This is a genomic window from Caulobacter sp. ALps2 (assembly GCF_058681635.1).
This window is the reverse complement of sequence record NZ_CM178743.1, coordinates 141492-159782: the sequence shown is the minus strand read 5'-3', so window position 1 is coordinate 159782 and position 18291 is coordinate 141492. Positions and strand designations below refer to the sequence as shown.

General features: G+C 67.5%; 18 protein-coding genes and 2 tRNA genes. 9 read left to right on the top strand and 11 right to left on the bottom strand.

Going from position 1 to position 18291, the window contains the following annotated elements; genetic code table 11:
- Nucleotides 1–25 precede the first annotated feature (25 nt).
- The 6 genes from rplT to infC all read right to left on the bottom strand — a co-directional run bounded on the left by rplT (nucleotide 26) and on the right by infC (nucleotide 6552).
- Nucleotides 26–382, bottom strand: coding sequence for a 50S ribosomal protein L20 (gene rplT, locus ACW173_RS00670; RefSeq protein WP_492082977.1), 357 nt, complete (start codon nucleotides 380–382; stop codon nucleotides 26–28).
- A gap of 15 nt (nucleotides 383–397) precedes the next feature.
- The gene (gene rpmI / locus ACW173_RS00665) at nucleotides 398–598 is read right to left on the bottom strand and encodes a 50S ribosomal protein L35 (protein ID WP_058347693.1); all 201 of its coding nucleotides are present in this window, start codon (nucleotides 596–598) and stop codon (nucleotides 398–400) included.
- A 137-nt stretch (nucleotides 599–735) separates the two neighbouring features.
- Complete coding sequence (locus ACW173_RS00660) at nucleotides 736–2658, bottom strand: alpha/beta hydrolase family protein (protein ID WP_492082976.1); 1923 nt, start codon at nucleotides 2656–2658, stop codon at nucleotides 736–738.
- 74 nt (nucleotides 2659–2732) lie between these two features.
- Nucleotides 2733–3962 (bottom strand): MFS transporter, encoded by a 1230-nt coding sequence (locus ACW173_RS00655; protein WP_492085841.1) that lies wholly within the window; start codon nucleotides 3960–3962, stop codon nucleotides 2733–2735.
- On the bottom strand, nucleotides 3959–5878 hold the full coding sequence (locus ACW173_RS00650; protein WP_492085839.1) for an alpha/beta hydrolase family protein: 1920 nt from the start codon (nucleotides 5876–5878) through the stop codon (nucleotides 3959–3961). The genes ACW173_RS00655 and ACW173_RS00650 overlap by 4 nt, the downstream gene beginning before the upstream one ends.
- Before the next feature lie 152 nt (nucleotides 5879–6030).
- Nucleotides 6031–6552 carry a translation initiation factor IF-3 gene (gene infC / locus ACW173_RS00645; RefSeq protein ID WP_492082975.1) on the bottom strand — a complete coding sequence of 174 codons (522 nt, stop codon included), beginning with the start codon at nucleotides 6550–6552 and terminating at the stop codon, nucleotides 6031–6033.
- Nucleotides 6553–6804: 252 nt separating this feature from the next.
- On the opposite strand from infC, the gene ACW173_RS00640 reads away from it, so the two are divergent.
- Entirely contained in the window at nucleotides 6805–7404 is a 600-nt protein-coding gene (locus ACW173_RS00640) for a YitT family protein (protein WP_492082974.1), read from the top strand.
- Here ACW173_RS00640 and ACW173_RS00635 read toward each other — a convergent pair.
- On the bottom strand, nucleotides 7401–8372 hold the full coding sequence (locus ACW173_RS00635) for a glycosyltransferase family 9 protein (protein WP_492082973.1): 972 nt from the start codon (nucleotides 8370–8372) through the stop codon (nucleotides 7401–7403). The two genes, ACW173_RS00640 and ACW173_RS00635, sit on opposite strands and share 4 nt — an antisense overlap.
- Complete coding sequence (locus ACW173_RS00630; RefSeq protein ID WP_492082972.1) at nucleotides 8369–9541, bottom strand: glycosyltransferase family 4 protein; 1173 nt, start codon at nucleotides 9539–9541, stop codon at nucleotides 8369–8371. The genes ACW173_RS00635 and ACW173_RS00630 overlap by 4 nt, the downstream gene beginning before the upstream one ends.
- A 56-nt stretch (nucleotides 9542–9597) precedes the next feature.
- Here ACW173_RS00630 and ACW173_RS00625 point away from each other — a divergent pair, with 56 nt between their 5' ends.
- Entirely contained in the window at nucleotides 9598–10470 is an 873-nt protein-coding gene (locus tag ACW173_RS00625) for an alpha/beta fold hydrolase (protein WP_492082971.1), read from the top strand.
- A gap of 2 nt (nucleotides 10471–10472) precedes the next feature.
- On the opposite strand, the gene ACW173_RS00620 is transcribed toward ACW173_RS00625, so the two are convergent.
- Complete coding sequence (locus ACW173_RS00620; RefSeq protein ID WP_492082970.1) at nucleotides 10473–11333, bottom strand: SDR family oxidoreductase; 861 nt, start codon at nucleotides 11331–11333, stop codon at nucleotides 10473–10475.
- Between the two features lie 149 nt (nucleotides 11334–11482).
- Here ACW173_RS00620 and ACW173_RS00615 point away from each other — a divergent pair.
- The 7 genes from ACW173_RS00615 to ACW173_RS00585 all read left to right on the top strand — a co-directional run bounded on the left by ACW173_RS00615 (nucleotide 11483) and on the right by ACW173_RS00585 (nucleotide 16663).
- A tRNA-Gly gene (locus tag ACW173_RS00615) sits at nucleotides 11483–11557 on the top strand.
- 49 nt (nucleotides 11558–11606) lie between these two features.
- A tRNA-Gly gene (locus ACW173_RS00610) sits at nucleotides 11607–11681 on the top strand.
- Nucleotides 11682–11780: 99 nt separating this feature from the next.
- Nucleotides 11781–13571 (top strand): DUF885 domain-containing protein, encoded by a 1791-nt coding sequence (locus tag ACW173_RS00605; protein ID WP_492082969.1) that lies wholly within the window; start codon nucleotides 11781–11783, stop codon nucleotides 13569–13571.
- A gap of 1 nt (nucleotide 13572) precedes the next feature.
- On the top strand, nucleotides 13573–14496 hold the full coding sequence (locus tag ACW173_RS00600; protein ID WP_492082968.1) for a sugar kinase: 924 nt from the start codon (nucleotides 13573–13575) through the stop codon (nucleotides 14494–14496).
- A 14-nt stretch (nucleotides 14497–14510) separates the two neighbouring features.
- Entirely contained in the window at nucleotides 14511–15446 is a 936-nt protein-coding gene (locus tag ACW173_RS00595; protein ID WP_492082967.1) for a hypothetical protein, read from the top strand.
- A gap of 120 nt (nucleotides 15447–15566) precedes the next feature.
- Nucleotides 15567–15935, top strand: a complete 369-nt coding sequence (locus ACW173_RS00590) for a helix-turn-helix domain-containing protein (RefSeq protein ID WP_492082966.1) — start codon at nucleotides 15567–15569, stop codon at nucleotides 15933–15935.
- A complete protein-coding gene (locus ACW173_RS00585) occupies nucleotides 15935–16663 on the top strand; it encodes a DUF6456 domain-containing protein (protein WP_492082965.1) in 729 nt (242 codons plus the stop codon). The genes ACW173_RS00590 and ACW173_RS00585 overlap by 1 nt, the downstream gene beginning before the upstream one ends.
- A gap of 56 nt (nucleotides 16664–16719) precedes the next feature.
- Here the strand turns inward: ACW173_RS00585 and ACW173_RS00580 are convergent, their stop codons facing one another.
- Nucleotides 16720–17469, bottom strand: a complete 750-nt coding sequence (locus ACW173_RS00580) for a glucose 1-dehydrogenase (RefSeq protein ID WP_492082964.1) — start codon at nucleotides 17467–17469, stop codon at nucleotides 16720–16722.
- A gap of 452 nt (nucleotides 17470–17921) precedes the next feature.
- Nucleotides 17922–18101 (bottom strand): hypothetical protein, encoded by a 180-nt coding sequence (locus tag ACW173_RS00575; RefSeq protein ID WP_492082963.1) that lies wholly within the window; start codon nucleotides 18099–18101, stop codon nucleotides 17922–17924.
- Between the last annotated feature and the right edge of the window lie 190 nt (nucleotides 18102–18291).

Genomic DNA, 18291 nt, shown 5'->3' with positions numbered 1-18291 from the left:
TGGACTTCAGGAAGTCCAGATATCCTTAGGCCAGGGCGGCGCGGACCTTGTCAGCGATAGCCTTGAACGCAGCCGGGTCGTTGCCCGCGATATCGGCCAGGACCTTACGGTCCATCTCGATGTTCGCCACGTCCAGGCCGTGGATAAACTGCGAGTAGGTGAAGCCTTCCAGGCGAGCACCGGCGTTGATGCGTTGGATCCACAGCGAACGGAAGGCGCGCTTGCGCACCTTGCGGTCGCGGTAGGCGTACTGGCCGGCCTTGTCGACCGCGGCCTTCGCCGTGCGGATGGTGTTCTTGCGGCGCCCGTAGAAGCCCTTGGCTTGTTCGAGAACCTTCTTGTGCTTGGCGTGGGCGGTAACGCCCCGTTTGACGCGAGCCATGTGTCAGCGCTCCTCTTACAGGCCGTAGGGCAGGTACGTACGGATGATCTTGGCGTCAGCCTCGCTCATCACCTTGGTTCCGCGGTTTTGGCGGATGTACTTACCGTTGTGGCCGATAAGACGGTGGCGCTTGCCGGCGACGCCGGCTTTCAGCTTGCCCGTGGCCGTGATCTTGAAGCGCTTCTTAGCGCCCGACTTGGTCTTCAACTTAGGCATTTCGCGTCGGAGCTTTCGCCCCGTCCTCTGGGATAGCAAGACGAACCGCCATGGCATGCCAATTGGCCAGGCGGTTCCGGAAAGGCGGGGTTACTACAGGAGAGACCCGGCGAAAGCAAGGGCCTGGCCGTCCCGCGTCAGTTGGGCGGGTTGTTGCGCTCCAGGAAGGTGACCATCGCCGCGAGAGTCTGTTGGCGGGTGGCCTCTCGCGAAAGGTAGTGGTCTTCGGCCGCGAGGCTGATGAATTCGACCGGCTTCTTAGCGCGCTCGAGCGCGTCACGCATCGTGGTGCTCTGGTCATAGTAGACCACGGTGTCGTCCTTGCCATGAATGAGCAGCACCGGCCCGTCCGCCTGAGCGGCGAAGTTGGCCGGCGAACGCTGGGCCAGTTTCGGATCCGAAGGGCCGCTGACCCCCATGTAGCGCTTCCAGTAGCGGACGCTCAGGCTGTTGACCCCGCCTTGGAGCTGTTCTTTGTCCAGCATCTTCGCGAGGTCGGACACGCCGGCGATGGCGACGGCGCATCGATAGACGCCCTTGTCCAGGGTGATGCCCGCGAGCGCCGCGTAGCCGCCATAGCTGGCGCCGGCGATGCAAACGCGCTTGGGATCGATCGTGCCCGTCTTGGCCAGGGCGCGGACGCCATCCGAGAGGTCGGTCTGCATCTTGCCGCCCCACTCGCCATACGCCGCCTCGATGAAGTCCTGGCCATAGCCGCTGGAGCCGCGGAAGTTCGGCTGCAGCACCGCGTAGCCGCGTGAGGCTAGGCCCTGGGCCAGCCAGTCGAAGCCGGCGATGTCGCGCGCTTGGGGACCACCGTGCGGAAGCACGATCAGCGGCAGGTTCTTGGCCGCCCGGCCGGGGGGAAGGGTCAGGTAACCGTTGACCTCGAGTCCGTCGGCGGCCTTGTATTTGACGCCGCTGACCGGACCGAGATCAGCGCCCGTCAGGTCGGGATAGGCGCCGCCGATCCGCTTCACCTTCTTGGCGGCCAGATCGACCAAGTAGTAGCCGCCGGGCTCTCCGCCGCCTTCGACGAAGACGACCAGCTTGCCATAGTCGGGCGTGAACGAGGCGAGCAGCAATTGACGCCCGGCGAAGGCCTGGGCGACCAGGGCCCAGCCAGCGGCGAGGCGCGGCTCCTTCATGTCGTAGACCCGCAGGACCTCGTGACGAGTATAGGCGACGAGACGCTGGTCGTCGTCCCGCACATAACCGACCTCGCCGTCGCCGATCGGTTCGCCAAGTTTCCCGTCGGCGACTCCCAACGGTCGCAGCGTCCAGCCTTCGCCCTTTTCGTCTTTGATGTTGATGATGACCGACTGTCCGTCGAGGGATCGGCCGACGATGTCGGGCGTGTCGATCATGGCGTTGACGGCCAGGGCTTCGCGCCAGCCGCCGCCCTGGCGCAGCTCCAGGGACCAGCGGCCGTCCTGGCGACTGTACTTGCTGCGGGCGATCACCTCGCCGTCAGCCTTATGAAGATATTCCCCGGTCGTGAAATCGCCGCGCTGATGCAACTGGCCGATACCGCTCTCGGGGTCGATCCGATAGAGATCCAGGCTACCGTCCTTGTTCTGCATGCTGGGCCCGCCGCGGGCGAGAAGGCCCGCATAGATCACCGGCTTGCCGTCGTAAGCGCCGCCGCTGGCGCCGAACAGCACGTTGAGCACGGGCGTCGCGGTGCGTTTGGGTACGGCGACGGCGTCGCCTGTGTCTACGTTCAGGCTGGCTCCCAGAGCGAACTCGCCGGCGTAGAAGACGTCGGAGACGGTCGTGGTCTCCGTGATCTGAATCAGGACGTGGTTCGGGTCGGTCCACTGCACGGCCCGGACCTTGCGATCGCCCATCTCCAGAGTGCGCAAAATCGCACCGTCCACGCCCTGGACCACGATTGTGGAGCGGAGCCCTTCGTTGCGGATGTAGGCCAGCTTCTGACCGTCGGCGGAAATCTTGACCGAACTCATGGCCGGCAGACGGCCATAGGCGGCGACGGGCGCGGCCTGGGCCGAACCGGCGAGCGCCAGCGTCACGGCTGCGCCGACTAGAAACTTGAGCATTGAATCCCCACAACCTTGGTATGATCGGATGGTTATGAGTGCGGTCAGAGGTTGTCCAGCACAACGGCGAAGCCTCACGCCGCCGCTTTCGTCCGATGCACGATCACCAGGGCGAAGCCGATGGCCGGGATCATTAGGGCCGCGCCGAACCAGTAGGGTCCGCCCATGGCCAGGCCGAACAGCGGGCCGGCCAGCAGGGGGCCGCCGATGCGGGCCAGCGAGCCAGCGGCCATGTTCAGGCCCAGCATCTGGCCCTGGCGATCTGGCGGGCTAGCGCGCGAGATCAGGGCGGCGACGCACGGGAAGACCAGCGACTGGCCAAAGGCCGTGCAGCCGACCGCGGCGGTGGCCAGGGCCGGGACGGTGATGAACGGGGTGATCAGCAGCGTCAGCGCGATGATCGACAGGCCGGCGGTCAGCACGCGCCCCTCGCCGAACCGGCGCGCCAGCCGTCCGGTCAACAGGCCCTGGCCCAACGAGGCGATGACGCCGATGATCGCGAAGCAGGCGGCGACCTGGGCCGGTCCCCAGCCGAACCGCGCGTCGGCATAGAGGCCGAACACCGCCTCCATGCCGGCGAACGCGCCGGTCGAGATCAGAGTGACCAGCAGCACGCGCGACAGGATCGGGTGGGCGGCCGCGGCGACCAGCGCCTCGCGGCGGTTCGGCTGGGGCGTTCCCGGCGCGGAGGGCGCGCGGCTTTCCGCGACGAACAGCACGACACCCAGGGCGGCGGTCCCCGCCATGGCGGCGGCCAGGAACAGCGGCAGCTGAAAGCCCAGATGTCCCGCGCCCGGATGGATGACCATGACCAGGGCGGGGCCGATCACGAAGCCCGCTCCGAAAGCCGCGCCCAGCAGGCCCATGCGGCCGGCGCGCTTCTCGGGCGGGGTGACGTCGGCCATGTAGCCCTGGATGGTCGAGATGTTGCCGCTGCCGAAGCCCCCGACCAGGCGCACGGCCATGGCGATCCAGATGTTCGGCGCGAAGGCCAGGGCGATATAGGCCAGGGTGTTGGCGATGATGGTGACGATCAGCACCGGCCGCCGGCCGATACGGTCGGACAGCCGGCCCCAGAAGGGTTCGCCGAAGAACTGGCCCAGGCTGTAGGCGGCGAACATGGTCGTCACCTGCCACGGCGCCGCGTTCATCGACTTGGCGTAGAAGGGCAGCAGCGGAATCACCACGCCAAAGCCCACCAGGTTGATGAAGACCACCAGGAGCAGGACGGCCAGGGCGCGGGTGCTGTGAGGCTGCTTGGACATCAGGAGGCGCGGTGTACGCCTGAACCTCGGCCTTGTCAGTCGGGCGGGTTGTGCTTTTCGACGAAGGCGACGGTCTCGGTCAGCATCTTCAGGCGCGTGGCGCCGCGCGACAGCCAGTGGTCCTCGCCGTCCAGGGTGACGAAGCTTACGGGTTTGCCGGCCTTTTTCAGGGCGTCGGCCATGGCCTGACTCTGATCGTAGCGCACGACGGTGTCGTCCTTGCCGTGGATCAGCAGGACGGGAACGTCGACCTTGGCGGCCTGCTGGGCGGGCGATATGGCGGCCAGGTCGGGATCCTTGGCCCCGTCCGCGCCCATGAACCGCAGCCAGTAGCGCTGGGAGGCGCCGGCCACGCCGTTGTTGTTGCGGATGTTGGTCAGCAGGAACTTGCGCAGGTCGGATGGGCCGGCGACGGAGACGGCGCAGCGATAGACGCCGCGGTCCAGCGTCGCGCCGGCCAGGGCCGCGTAGCCGCCGTAGGATGCGCCGACGACGCAGACCCGCTTGGGGTCGACGACGCCCTGCCTGGTCAGCTCGCGGACGCCGTCCGACAGGTCGGTCTGCATCTTCTTGCCCCATTCGCCGAAGCCCGCCTTGACGAAGTCCCAGCCGAAACCTTCGGAGCCCCGGAAATTGGGCTGCAGCACGGCGTAGCCGCGCGAGGCCAGGGCCTGGCTCCACCAGTCGAATCCGGGCGAGTCGCGGCCCTCGGGCCCACCGTGCGGCAGCACGATCAGCGGCAGGTTCTTGGGATCGCGCCCCCTGGGCAGGGTCAGGTAGCCGGTGATCTCCAGGCCGTCGGCGGCCTTGTACTTGATGGGACGCACCGGCGAGATCGCGGCCGGGGGAAGGCCCCGATAGGTCTCGCCCAGCCATTCGGCCTTCTTGGTGTTGAGGTCGACCAGCGAATAGGCCGGGCCATCGGTGGCGGAATCGACATGGACGACGACCTGCTTGCGGTCGCGTGACCACGACGCCAGGCTCACCCGATCGCCGGGGAAGGCCTTGGTCACCGCATCCCAGCTCTTCTGGGCGGCGGGGTCGAAAAAGGTGTAGACGAGGTCGTCGCCTTTCAATCCGTAGCCGCCCAGCAGCGCCAGGTTGTCGGGATCGTGCAGCAGGCCAGACAGGTCGAGGTCGCCGGGCAGATCCTCGTGCTGGCCGTTGGCGCGATACTCGCGCAGCACATCGGCGTGCTTGTCATCGACCCGCCAGACCAGCACCGACTTGCCGTCGCGGCCAAAGCCAGACAGCCCATAGGAGCCCATCAGGCTGTCGGCTTCGTCGACCAGCTTCCAGCTGGAGCCGACCTTCATCCTGAGGCTCCAGCGGCCCTTCTTGCCATCGTACAGCGACTGGGCCACCGGTTCGCCGACGGCGTCGACCAGCCAGTCGTCGGTGTCCTCGCGCGCGCCGTCCAGCATGCGCGTGTAGCCGTCCTTCAGATTGACCCGGAAGAGCGTGTTCTCGCCAGTGTCGTTCAGGAAGTGCACGCCTTCAAGAAAGACCATCGGCTGGCCATTCACCGTCCGCACCATCGGGGCGTCCAGGATCACGTTCATCGAACTGGGCTGAGCGCGCAGCAGGAAGTTCTGCTTGCGAGTGACCAGGTTGTAGTCGATGGCCATGTAGTATTCACGGGCCGGGCCGGCGATGTCGAACACCTCCGTGGTCTGTGACATGACCATGATGATGTGGTCCTCGCCGGCCCAGGTGATCCCGCGCAGTTTGGCCGAGCCCGCCTTGATCCCACCGACCAGTCTGCCATCCAGGGTGCGCACCGCCATGAAGCGCTGCTCGCCGTCGGTCATGACCAGGGCGATCTTCGATCCGTCAGGCGAAAGCTGGATCTCTTCGAACTGCGGCAACTGGCCGTAGACGGCCAGGCTGGGCTTTTCGGCGGCCCGCGCCTGGGCCGAAAGCAAGACGAAACAGGCCGCGCCGGCGGCCAGGATGGACTTCAACACGCGGTAACTCCCCCAACTGCGCCAAACTCTACCAGAGGGTGCGCATGTGTCGAGGCGCCCGAGGGCGGTGTCGAACCCAAAAACAAAAACGCCCCGGTCGCGAGGACCAGGGCGTTTGCTTGTCTACCTGTGATCGGACCTTAGCGCGGAGCCAGGATCATGATCATCTGACGGCCTTCCATGCGCGGCTCGTATTCGACCTTGGCGACTTCGTCGAAGTCGGCCTTGACCTTGAGCAGCAGCTTCATGCCCAGTTCCGGGTGCGCCATTTCACGACCGCGGAAGCGCAGGGTGACCTTCACCTTGTCGCCTTCCTCGAAGAAGCGAGTCATGGCCTTCGCCTTCACTTCGTAGTCGTGGATGTCGATGTTCGGGCGGAGCTTGATTTCCTTGAGCTCGACGACCTTCTGCCGCTTGCGCGCCTCGTTCTTCTTCTTCTGCTCCTGGAACTTGAACTTGCCGTAGTCCAGGATCTTGCAGACAGGCGGATTGGCGTTCGGAACGATTTCCACCAGGTCCATGCCAGCTTCTTCCGCCGCTTCGAGGGCGGAGGAGGTCGGCATCTCGCCTTGCTTCTCACCGTTCTGGTCGATCAGCAGGACGCGCGGGACGCGGATGTCTTCGTTGATACGCGGTCCGTCTTTAACGGGCGGCGTTTGCATAGGACGGCGAATAGGGGCGGCTCCGGGACTGTTGATGAGAAAGGAGTTGATAAGGGTATAGTTAGACGCGTGCGCGCCGCGCTGGGCGCGCCGCGAGAAAGTGATATATGACGCGCCGGCCGCCGCGTATCAAGCGACGGCGGGCAAAGAGACGTCGCGCGGGTCCAGTTTTTTCTGATCTAGCGCGTGATGGGATGGAAACGGCGGGGCAGGGACGAGTTTCCTCCGACCCAGACGCTTGTTCCGACCTTCATGACTCAGCATCGCCACACCGCCCTGGAGGACGTCCACGCCCTCCTGATCGGCTCCAGTTTCATCGCCGTCGGGCTCACCTTGCTGAAGGCCGCGGGCCTGGTCACGGGCGGCGTGGCCGGGGTGGCGCTGATCATCTCGTATCTGACGGACTGGCCGGTGGGCGTGACGTTCTTCGTCCTGAACCTGCCGTTCTACGTCCTGGCCCAGCGGACCCTGGGCTGGACCTTCACGTTCAAGACCCTGGCGACCAACCTGCTGCTGGCCGGCCTGGCCTGGGGCATGCCTTACTGGCTGAAGCTCGAACGCGTCGATCCGATCTTCTCGGCGGTGTTCGGCGGCACGATCATCGGCATGGGCATCCTGGCCCTGGCGCGGCACCGCTCCAGCGTGGGCGGGACCGGCGTGCTGGCCCTCTGGCTGCAGGAACGGCGGGGGATCAGCGCCGGCAAGGTGCAGATGGTCGCCGACTGCCTGGTTATCGCCGCGGCCTTCTTCACGATCAGCTTCGACAAGCTGCTGTTGTCCATCGCCAGCGCCGTGGCGCTCAGCGCGGTGATCATCGCCAACCACAAGCCGGGTCGGTACGCGGGGTACTAGTGCGGCAGCAACGCCATCGCGGCGCTCGCGACGGTGCTGACGGGCAGGGCTTGCAGGTCGGGGGACCGGATCACCGCGACGTGGCCGCGCGGGCCGCACAGGTCGGGGTCCGAGGCGTCGGAGAACAGCACGATGGTCGGCGCGCCGGCGGCGGCCAGCAGGTGAGTCGGGCCGGTGTCGTTGCCGACGGCCAGGGCGGCCTTGGCGCCCAGCACGGCCAGCTGGGCGAAGTCGGTGCGGCCGGTCAGGTCTCGCGCGCCCCCGACGGCCTTCTGGATGTGGCGGGCCATGGCGCTTTCCTGCGGGCCGCCGATGATCACGACGTCCAGGCCACGCGCCTTCAGCAATGAACCCAGCTGGGCGTAGTACTCGACCGGCCAACGCTTCTCGGGCCGGTGGGCCGAGCCGCCGGGCACGAACAGGACATAGGGCTTGGGCGCGGCGGCGCCGGCGACGGGGCGCGGCTCCTTGTGCTTGCGCAGGATCCACGACAGGTCCGGCGGCGGGGCGCTGCCCGGCTCGGTCGGGGCGTCGGGCCAGATGCCCGCGGCCCGCAGCTGGTCGGCCTGGCGCTCCAGGGTGTGCATGCGCAGCCGGGTCTTGCCCTTCTGCGGCAGCTGGGCGCCGACGGCGACGCCGTTCCATTGCGGCGGGAAGGGGCGCAGCAGCTGGAAATACCAGTTGGTCCGGCTATTGGTCTGCAGATCGTAGATCCGGTCGTAACGCGCCTTGCGGATCCGGCCGATCATGGCCAGCGTCTCGCCCACGTCGCCGGGGCGGCCGTCGGTCTCGACGTGGTTGAAATAGGGGCTGAGCTTGGCCAGGCCCTCGAAGGGCGGGGTGGTCAGCAGGGTGATCTTGGCCTTGGGGTGGGCTTCGCGGATCTTCTTCATCGCGGCGAGCGCCAGGACGAAGTCGCCCAGGGCGCCCAACTTGATCACCAGGACCTTCTTGATCTCCTTGCTCAAGCCGAACGCTCCAAACCCAATACGCGTGCATAGACCTTGAGGGTGGCTTCGCACATAGCGTCCACTGAATACAACCGCCGCGCACGTGTTCGCGCGGCCAAGCCCAGGGTCTGGCGGCCCGCCGCGCCGATTTCGCAGGCGTGCAGCAGGGCGTCGGCCCAGGCCCGCGCATCGCCCGGCTTGACCAGCCAGCCCGTCTCGCCCGGCACGACGGTCTCGCGCGTGGCGCCGTGGTCCGAGGCCAGGACCGGACGGCCCATCACCTGAGGCTCGACGGCGGTGCGCCCGAAGGCTTCCGGCTCCAGCGAGGGCGCGATGGCCAGGTCGGACAGCAGATAGGCGGCCGGCATGTCGTCGCAGTGGCCGACCAGCTTGACCGCGTCCTCCAGGCCGGCGGCGGCGATGGCGGCTTCCAGTTCGGCGCGATAGCTTTTTCGGCCCTGGTCGTCGCCGACCAGCAGCAGCAGGATCTTGTTCTCGCCGCGCGCCTTCAGCAGGGCCATGGCCTCGATCAGCAGGCCCTGGCCCTTCCAGCGGGTCAGGCGGCCGGCCAGCAGCACCTTCAGCCGGCGCTCGTCGGGGGCGACGCCCCAGGCCGCGCGCAGCTTCTCGACGCGGTCACAGCCTACGACGCCGGGCTCGAAGCGCGACAGGTCCACGCCGCGCGGGATAGCCACGACCTTCTCCGGCGCGATGCCGTGCTCCCTGATCACATGCTGGCGGGTGTACTCGGAATTGGCGATGACCAGGTCGCCCTTGGTCATGACCGCATTGTACCAGCGCTTCAGCTCTGACCTGGCGTTGTAGACCCCGTGATAGGTGGCCACGAACGGGACCTTGGTGGCGTGCGCCGCCCACAGGGCGCTGAAGGCCGGAGCGCGCGAGCGGGCATGGACGAGGGTGACCTTTTCACGCCGGATCAGGTCGATCAGTCGGGCGGCGTTGCCCAGCATGACCAGCGGGTTCTTGGACTGGGCCGGCATTTGGGCCAGACGTCCGCCGTCGGCCTCCAGGCGCGCGGCCATGCGCCCGCCCTTGGTCGCGACCAGGGCCTTGCCGCCTTGCGCCACCACGGCGTGGGCGACATCAATCGTCGTCTGCTCCGCCCCGCCTGTTTCCAGCTCGGGCGTGACTTGCAGCAGGGTGAAATTGGCGGGTAGGTCGGGCACGCGACTCTCGGCGAAAACGAGCGGATTTTAGTTAGCGAAAGGATCGAGGCCACGCCATGACCGAATCCCAAGGCGCCCTGGCGCGAGAAGACGGCTCGAAGCTCGCCTTTCGCCGCGTGGACGGCGAAGGACCAACGGTCGTCTGGCTGGGTGGTTTCCATTCCGACATGACGGGGACCAAGGCCGAGGTCCTGGCCGAGCAGGCCAAGGCGACCGGCGGCGGCTACATCCGCTTCGACTATTTCGGCCACGGAGAGTCCGACGGTCAGTTCAACGACGGCACGATCAGCCGCTGGCGCGCGGACGCCCTGGCGGTGATCGACGAACTGACCGAAGGGCCGCTGGTGCTGGTCGGCTCGTCGATGGGCGGCTGGCTGTCGTGCCTGGCGGCGATCGCCCGGCCCGACCGCGTGAAGGCCATGGTGCTGATCGCCCCGGCTCCGGACTTCACCGAGAAGCTGATGGAGCCAGAACTCTCGGACGAGGCCAAGGCGGCCATCGCCCGCGACGGCTTCTGGATTCGGCCATCGGAGTATGACGACAGCGGTTACGCCATCACCCGCGAGCTTCTGGAGGATGGGGCGCGGTGGTCGATCCTGCCGGGGCCCGTGCCGATCGACGTGCCGGTGCGGATGCTGCAGGGCGGGACGGACCTCGATGTGCCGTGGACGCACGCGCTGGAACTGGCCAACGCCCTGAAGTCCGAGAACGTCGTCTTCACCCTGATCAAGGACGGTGACCATCGCCTGTCGCGCCCGCAGGACCTGGAACGCTTGGTGGCGGCGGTCGCGGAAGCCAAGGGCCTGGCCGAACCGGAGGAAGGCGACCTGGTCAGTCGCCGCCTGGCGAGGGCGGCGCGGCTGCGCAATGCGGCTGGGCTGGACGCGGTGGGGATTACGCCGCGGGCGCCGGCGATCGACGACGAGTAGGTCTAACCGCCCGCCCTCAAGATCTCCGCCAGCCCCTCGCGATACGTCGGATACGCCGGCCGCCAGCCCAGCTCGGCCTTGGCCCGGGCGTTCGAGACGCGTTTGTTCTCGGCGTAGAACCTGCGGGTCGCCGGTGACATGCCCAGTTCATTGAAGGGTAGATCCGGGGGGACCGGGACGCCCAGCATGTGGGCGGCGTGTTCCATGACGTCTTGGGGCGGGGCGGGCTGGTCGTCGACCAGATTGTAGATGCCGCCGGCGCGCGGACGGTCCAGCGAGGCCAGCAGGCCGGCGACGATGTCCTCGACGTGGATGCGGCTGAACACCTGGCCCGGCTTGACGATGCGACGGCCTTCGCCGGCGCGCAGACGGTCCAGTGCGCTGCGACCCGGGCCATAGATGCCGGGCAGGCGGAAGGTCGTGACCGTCAGGCCCATGCCGCGCCCGACCTGGCGCCAGTCGCGCTCGGCCCCGACGCGGCGCGCGCCTTCGACCGACTGGGCCTTGAGCGGGCTGGTCTCGAACACCCAGCGGCCCTCGAAGTCGCCATAGACGCCGGTGGTCGACAAATAGCCGATCCAGTCGGGAAAGGCCTGCGCCTGGGCGAGGGCGGGGATCAGCGATTCCAGGGCCGGGCAGCCGTCGGGGCCGGGCGGGGCGGTGACCAGGATGGCGTTCACGCCAACGAGGGCGGCGGCCATGGCGTCGCGGTCGTCCGGATCGGCCGGCGTGATTCCCTGGGCGCGCAACCGATCGGCCTGGTCGTCATCCCGCGCCGTGGCGGCGACTTGCCAACCGCGCGTCCGCAAGGCGCGCGAAAACGCCGCGCCGACATAGCCCAGACCGAACACGAACAGACGCAACGCTTGAGACTCCGCCCCCGGAAAAGCTGTGCGGATCAAGCCTCCGAAAAAACCCGCTCCGCAACCCCTCAAAGGGCGCTTGCCAAGCGCGAAGCCCTCTGCCATAAGCCGCCTCCTCGTCGCGGGGCGCTCCTTTGAGCCTCGCCGATGCGGGCGTAGCTCAGTGGTAGAGCACAACCTTGCCAAGGTTGGGGTCGAGAGTTCGAATCTCTTCGCCCGCTCCATTCTTCCGGAATTCCGGGGGAATGGAGCGACTATATATCTCGCGAATGGGCGGGCGTAGCTCAGTGGTAGAGCACAACCTTGCCAAGGTTGGGGTCGAGAGTTCGAATCTCTTCGCCCGCTCCATTCTCGAAAATCTTCCGAACATTTAGACGAACACGACGGCCCTGACCGGGTCGGCGATTCGCATGTTCCCGCGCGCCGGCTTGGCCTAAGCTCGGCCGCATGACTCGCATCGCATCGTGTCTCGCCCGGGCCTGTCTCGTGGGGGCTTGTCTTGCCGCGCTGACGGCTTCCGCCGCCTGGGCCGGTCCCGCGTCCACGAACCTGACCAAGCTGGTCATTCGCTACGAAGCCCTGGGCGATCCGGGCGAGGACCCCGATTCCGGCGGCTCGGCCGACGCGCGCTGGAAACTGCCCGACGTCTCGCCGGCGGCCGACGCGGACCGCACCGCCAAGCTGAAGCAGATCCGGGCCGAGCTGAAGGCCATGGGCGACAAGGGCTTGTCCGAGGACGAGCGCCTGACCCGCGACCTGCTGCTGTTCAGCCTGGGCGACCGGATCGACGCGGCCGCCTTCGACGAGGCTCGCATGCCGTTCAGCAGCGACGGCGGCTTCGACGTGATGATGCTGTATCGGGCCAGCGGCACGACCTTGCGCAACGCCGACGAGGCGCGGCGCTGGATCGCTCTCTTGAACGGCATGCCCGGCTGGTACGCCGCCAATATCGAGAACGCCCGCCGGGGCGTCACCGCCGGCTTCGTCCAGGCCGTGCCGACCGCCCAGGCGGTGCTGGAGCGCGCCCAGCGCGCGGTCGCCACGCCGCCCTCCGAGGATCCGCTGCTGGCCCCGCTGCGGGCGCTGCCTGGCGGTATCCCGGACCGCGCGGAGCTGGTCGCCGAGGGCGAGAAGGCGCTGACCGATAAGGTCGCCCCCGCGCGCGCCAGCTTCGTCAAGTTCATGACCGAGGAGTATGTCCCGCGCGCCGCCAAGAGCCTGGCGGCTTCGGACCTGCCGGACGGCAAGCGCTACTACGCTTTCCTGGCCCATCGCCACACCACGACCGACCTGACGCCCGACCAGATCCACGACATCGGCCAGTCGGAGGTGGCCCGCATCCGCGCCCGCATGCGGGAGGCCATGAAGGCCGCCGGCTTCCAGGGCGACCTGACCGCCTTCATCGCCATGCTCCGCCAGGATCCGCGGTTCTACGCCGCCAGCCGCCAGCAGCTGCTGGAGAAGTCCAGCGAGATCGCCAAGCGGGCCGACGATCAGCTGCCGGCCCATTTCGGCGTCCTGCCGCGCCTGACCTACGGCGTGCGGCCCGTGCCGGCCAGCATCGAGAAGGGCTACACGACCGGCCGTTACTTTGGAGGGGATCCCAAGGTCGGCCGGGCTGGCGGGCTGATGATCAACACCTCGGAGCTGGACCAGCGGCCGCTGTACGAACTGCCGGCCCTGGTGCTGCACGAGGGCGCGCCGGGCCACCACATCCAGACCTCCCTGGCCCAGGAGCAGGTCGGCGTGCCGGAGTTCCGTCTCAACCTCTACTTCACCGCCTACGGCGAAGGCTGGGGCCTTTATTCGGAGTGGCTGGGCGAGGAGATGGGGATCTATCGTGATCCCTATGAGCTGTTTGGCCGGCTGTCCTACGAGATGTGGCGCGCCTGCAGACTCGTCGCCGACACCGGTTTGCATTGGAAGGGCTGGAGCCTGGACCAGGCCCGGGCCTGCTTCACCGACAACACCGCCCTGTCGCCGGTGAACATCGAGGTCGAGCTCAAGCGCTATGTCTCGTGGCCCGGCCAAGCGCTGGCCTACAAGATCGGCGAGCTGAAGCTGCTGGAACTGCGCCAGCGCGCCGAGAAGAAACTCGGCGACAAGTTCGACGAGCGCGGTTTCCACGACGCGGTGCTGCTGCACGGCTCGCTGCCGTTGTCGGTGCTGGAGACCCGCATCGACGCCTGGATCGACGGTCAGGCCAAGACTGGGCAGAACAACAAGAAGAAGGGCTGACATGGCCAAGATCACCGTCCTCGGCGAATGCATGGTCGAGCTGTCGCCGGAAGCATCCGACAGCGGCGCGCCCCTGTACCGGATGGGCTATGCCGGCGACACCTTCAACACGGCGATCTACATGGCCCGCCTGGGCGACGACGTCGCCTATTGCACGGCGCTAGGGCAGGGGGATCCGTTCAGCGAGGGCGTGTTGTCGACCATGCGCCGCGAGGCCATGGACACCCGCCTGGTGCGCCAGGTCGAGAACCGTCTGCCGGGCCTCTACGCCATCGTCCTTGACGACCACGGCGAGCGGAAATTCCACTACTGGCGCGAGCGGGCTCCAATCCGCGACCTGTTCTCGGCCCACACCGCCGATCAGCTGATCGAGGCGGCCAAGGCCAGCGATCTCGTCTATCTGTCGGGCGTAACCTTGGCGGTGATCGGCGACATCGGCCGGGCGCGCTTGAAGGACATTCTAGCCTATGTCCACTCGCTGGGCATCGCCGTGGCGCTGGACTTCAACTACAGGCCGGCCCTGTGGCCCAGCGCCGAAGCGGCCCGCGCGGCGCTGGACGGCGTAGTGCCCTCGTGCCGCTACGTCTCGCTGAGCAGCGAGGACAGCCGCCCGCTCTACGATCGTGAGGCCGAGGACCTGGCCGGCGAATGGGCCGCGGCGGGCGCCGAGGTGGTGGCCCGCGACGAGAGTCACGCCGTCAATGTCCATCGCCCCGACGGGCGTGTTGCCACGCCGGCGCCCGGCCGGGTCAAGGCGGTCGACACGACAGGAGCGGGGGACAGCTTCAACGCCGCCTACCTGTCGTCGCGGCTGGCGGGGAAACCCATATCGGAGGCGGTCGCGCGGGCTCACGCCCTGGCCGCGCTGGTGGTCTCTCATCGGGGCGCTATCCTGCCGCATGGGGTCGCTCTCGAGAGCGTCTAGCCTCGGGCAAAGTCATGCGTGAATTCGATCTCGACGTCGGCCGCTTGCAGTCGGCGCTGACCCAGCGTTTCCTGATCCCGGCGCTTCCGGCGCTCGAAGCGACGTTTCTGGCCCTGCGCGCCGAGACCGACAGCGCTTTGGCGGCCGAGGCAGGCGAGCGTTATGGCAAGCCCTATCCTTACGGCATGTGCCTGGAGATCACCGTCGATGTCCTGTCGCGCCTGAACGCGCGACCCGCCCAGTCACGATCGGCGGGGGAACGGGCGCTGAAGGCCTTCTTCGCCAACGGCGGCCAGGCGCGAATGGTCTGGGGCGTGCTGCGGGATCGCTACTTCCAGAACGCGCTTCAATTGGGTTCGCTGTATGTCGATGTCTCCAACGACACGGTCGACGTGCGCAAGGCCAAGGTCGAGATCCTGCCCATGCGGGAGTCCGGCCTGGTCTTGGTGCGGGACGCAGCCCATTTCGTCCGGATCGGCGCGACCTACTGGAATATGACCTTCTACGCCAACACGGCCCTGCCGTCCCTGGCGCCCGCCTTTCCGTTCATCGTGGTTGACCGTCAAGGGCGCCTCCAGATGCAGACGAAGAGCCGCTACATGATGCGCCTGTTCGGCGCCGACGGCTTCGTGGCCGCCGAGCAGTGGCTGCGCGAGGGACCGCCCGCGCCGCAGAGGGTCGTTCGGGCTCTGCGGGCGGCCTGTCCGCCAGACCTCCTGGCCAGCAACCCCGGGGTTGGAGCAGGCGAGGGCGTCCGGGCCTGCGAGCGGCTTCGCGCCGCGGGCGCCGTCGCGGACGATGCATGGATCGCCGACATGCACGCGATGTTCGACCGCGTACCCGTAGCGCGAATCGCGGCTCCGGCGCTCATCTCGACGCGAGCCGCGATCTTGGACGAACGGCGGACGAACGCCCGTCCAGTCGTGGGGATTGAGGCCGTGGCTGCGTAGTGAAATCAAACGCTTAGCTTCACGAAGCTTGAGCACAATAGGAATATCTTCCTCGCCTCAGGAAAATAAACCTATAGTCGTATCCGTCCGCCGCGCTCGCGGCTGGGAGGAGAGGACGCCATGCTGGTTCAAGCCCTTGAGGACATCTGGGCGATCACGCCCGATCCCCGTCGCGACCGCCTGACGGTCGGCTTCGTCACCCATCTCGTTTCCCTGGCCACCGGCGTGCCGGCGGCCGAGATCTCGACGCCCCGGCGGGCGTCGCACGCCGCCGTCCGCGCGCGGCAGCTGGCCATCTACCTGACCCACATCACCTTCCATTGGCCGCTGGCGCGGGTGGCCTTCGCGTTCGGCCGCGACCGGACCACCTGCGGCCACGCCTGTCGCAAGATCGAGGACCTGCGCGAGAACGCGGCCTTCGACCGCCGCCTCGCCGAACTGGAGGCCTGTCTGCGCCAGGCGCCGGCCCATGCCCAGGAGATGCCGTGATGGGCGTCGGCGAGGTCTTCGAGGTCGAGCTGGAAGCCCGTCGACTGGCCGAGCGCGCCATGCGGCTGCTGTCGCGTCCCGGGGCGGTGGTCGAGGGGCGCGGCGTGGGTTACGGCGTGCGCCTGGGGGCCAGTCGTCGGCGCAGCGTGATGCTGGTCCTCGACGAGGCCGCCTTCCAGGTCTTGGCCCGGGAAGCGACCTTGAGGGTCCGTCCGCAGGGTGGCTGGATCATGGTCGCGCGCCTCGAACCGAGCGCGCCGCCGCCGGGACGTCCCGGCGTGATCGAGGTCGAAGTCGACATGCCTGATGGCGGCAAGAGGCGCCGCAATCTCGGGGAGTCGCCGATCGCCTGGCTGGCCCGTCGTCGTGACGGGGCGGGGCGGCCGTGGCTGTCGCCTGTCGAGGCCGCGGCCGGGGAACGGTTGCGCGAGGAGTTCGAAAGCCTGGGAAGCCAGGGCCGCACGACGATGCGCTGGGACCTGACGCCCCGCGTGTCCGGCGGTCGTCCTGGCCTGGCGCCGGCCGAGCGCGACCTGGCCGCGCGCGAACGGATCGCCAAGGCGCTGGCGGCGGTCGGCCCCGGCCTGCGCGAGATCCTGGAGCGGGTCTGCTTGATGGGCTCGGCGCTGGAGACGGCCGAACGGTCGCTGAAGTTGCCGCGCCGGGCGGGCAAGACGGTCCTGAAACTCGCCTTGCAGCGCCTGGCGCGGCATTATCGGATGGCGTGAGCGCGTCAGGCGAAGGGGGTGCGGTTCGCCGCCCGGACGCGCCCTAGAGGAAAGCGTTAGCGGTTGCCGCCGGCCACGGCGATGATCTCGCCGGTGATCCAGAAGCTTTCCGGCGAGGCGAGGAAGACCGCCACCGGCGCGATGTCGGTCGGTTGGCCCATGCGGCCGAGCGGGGTCTGGGCGATCATCTGGGTTTCGAGATCGCTGCCAACGATACCCGCCGCGTGGGTGCCTTCGGTCTCGACCGCGCCGGGCGAGAGCGAGTTCACGCGGATCTTGCGCGGACCCAGCTCCTTGGCCAGCACGCGGGTGATCGAGTCCACCGAAGCCTTGGTCGCCGTGTAGACCGAGGCGGTCGGGATATCGACCGTGGTCGCCGCCGAGCTGATGTTGATCACGCTGCCGCCGTCCGCGCCGAAGCGCTTGGCCGCTTCCTGGGTGGCCAGCAGCAGGCCCAGGACGTTGATGTTGAACTGGCGATGGAAGTGGTCCTCGGTCACGTCTTCCAGCGCGGCGAACTCGTAGACGCCTGCGTTGTTGACCAGGATGTCGACGCCGCCGAAGGTCTTGGCGGTTTCGTCGAACAGGCGCGTCACGTCGGCGCTCTTGGCCACGTCGCCCTGGACGGCGATCGCCTTGCCGCCGGCGGCGGTGATCTCGGCGACCACCTTGTCGGCGCCGTCGCGGCTGGAGGCGTAGTTGACGGCGACGGCCGCGCCCTCGGCGGCCAAGGCCTTGGCGATGGCGGCGCCGATGCCCTTCGACGCGCCCGTGACGACGGCGGTCTTGCCAGCAAGCTTGCTCATGATCTCTCTCACTCATTGGCGCCCTAGCGGCGCATGCTTCGACATTTAGATAATCATCGAAGCGATTCAATGGGGGGGGGGGTCTTGAGGTTTTTGCCGTGTCGGTACAGGCTAGAACTGTCCCGGAAACAGATTAGCGCTGTCAATAATGCGAGGCGGTCGCAACATGGGTTGCGCTGACCGGTGTGCGAGCGAAGCGGCTCCGAAATCAGGAGGGGCAGGGGCATCATCCCGTCGAGAAAACGGCAAAGATGAGTGCGTGGACTTCCACGGCCGCGTACCGGCTCGATACCCCATCGGAAATGCACAATTGCGGTCGTCGCCGAGGATGGGCATTATCCGCGTACAGCCTCGGCTGCTGGGCTCCGCCCATACCTCCGATTGGGGGGCTTAGCTATCTCTAGTCATTCTAAGCTAGCAGTTTAGGCGAGTGTTGCCCTTCGTTGGCTTGGCTAGCGAACGAAGTGGATGGCAGCAATTACGAGCGCGGCGAAGGACATCATCCCGCCGAAAAACCCTCCGAAAAAGAGCGCTCCTGGCTCCCACGGCTTCATAGCTCTCAACGGCGGGGAGTTGGCTTCTTGCGCCAAGGCCGCATCGATCCGTGCGATGTGCTTATCGAACTCGGTCATAGCCGCCTCTCCTATGAGCATCGCTCGTCAGGCGACCCTAGCTGTGACACGCTAGGCGTACGCCCGCCTCGGAACTGAAACCACCCGCGTAGCGCAGGTGGCCGGTCGTTTGCGCGATTCCCGAAGTCCACCGCGCACCAATTGCAGGCACGAGGACGCCTCCAGAAAGACGACATTTAACGGCGCGGTA

Bases quoted from the DNA above. Each gene is read 5' to 3' on its own strand.
- ACW173_RS00605 (WP_492082969.1), top strand. From the start codon at position 11,781: ATGACTCGCATCGCATCGTGTCTCGCCCGGGCCTGTCTCGTGGGGGCT.
- ACW173_RS00590 (WP_492082966.1), top strand. From the start codon at position 15,567: ATGCTGGTTCAAGCCCTTGAGGACATCTGGGCGATCACGCCCGATCCC.
- ACW173_RS00585 (WP_492082965.1), top strand. From the start codon at position 15,935: ATGGGCGTCGGCGAGGTCTTCGAGGTCGAGCTGGAAGCCCGTCGACTG.
- ACW173_RS00575 (WP_492082963.1), bottom strand. From the start codon at position 18,101: ATGACCGAGTTCGATAAGCACATCGCACGGATCGATGCGGCCTTGGCG.
- rplT (WP_492082977.1), bottom strand. From the start codon at position 382: ATGGCTCGCGTCAAACGGGGCGTTACCGCCCACGCCAAGCACAAGAAG.
- ACW173_RS00625 (WP_492082971.1), top strand. From the start codon at position 9,598: ATGACCGAATCCCAAGGCGCCCTGGCGCGAGAAGACGGCTCGAAGCTC.
- ACW173_RS00595 (WP_492082967.1), top strand. From the start codon at position 14,511: ATGCGTGAATTCGATCTCGACGTCGGCCGCTTGCAGTCGGCGCTGACC.
- ACW173_RS00660 (WP_492082976.1), bottom strand. From the start codon at position 2,658: ATGCTCAAGTTTCTAGTCGGCGCAGCCGTGACGCTGGCGCTCGCCGGT.
- infC (WP_492082975.1), bottom strand. From the start codon at position 6,552: ATGCAAACGCCGCCCGTTAAAGACGGACCGCGTATCAACGAAGACATC.
- ACW173_RS00640 (WP_492082974.1), top strand. From the start codon at position 6,805: ATGACTCAGCATCGCCACACCGCCCTGGAGGACGTCCACGCCCTCCTG.
- ACW173_RS00580 (WP_492082964.1), bottom strand. From the start codon at position 17,469: ATGAGCAAGCTTGCTGGCAAGACCGCCGTCGTCACGGGCGCGTCGAAG.
- ACW173_RS00600 (WP_492082968.1), top strand. From the start codon at position 13,573: ATGGCCAAGATCACCGTCCTCGGCGAATGCATGGTCGAGCTGTCGCCG.
- rpmI (WP_058347693.1), bottom strand. From the start codon at position 598: ATGCCTAAGTTGAAGACCAAGTCGGGCGCTAAGAAGCGCTTCAAGATC.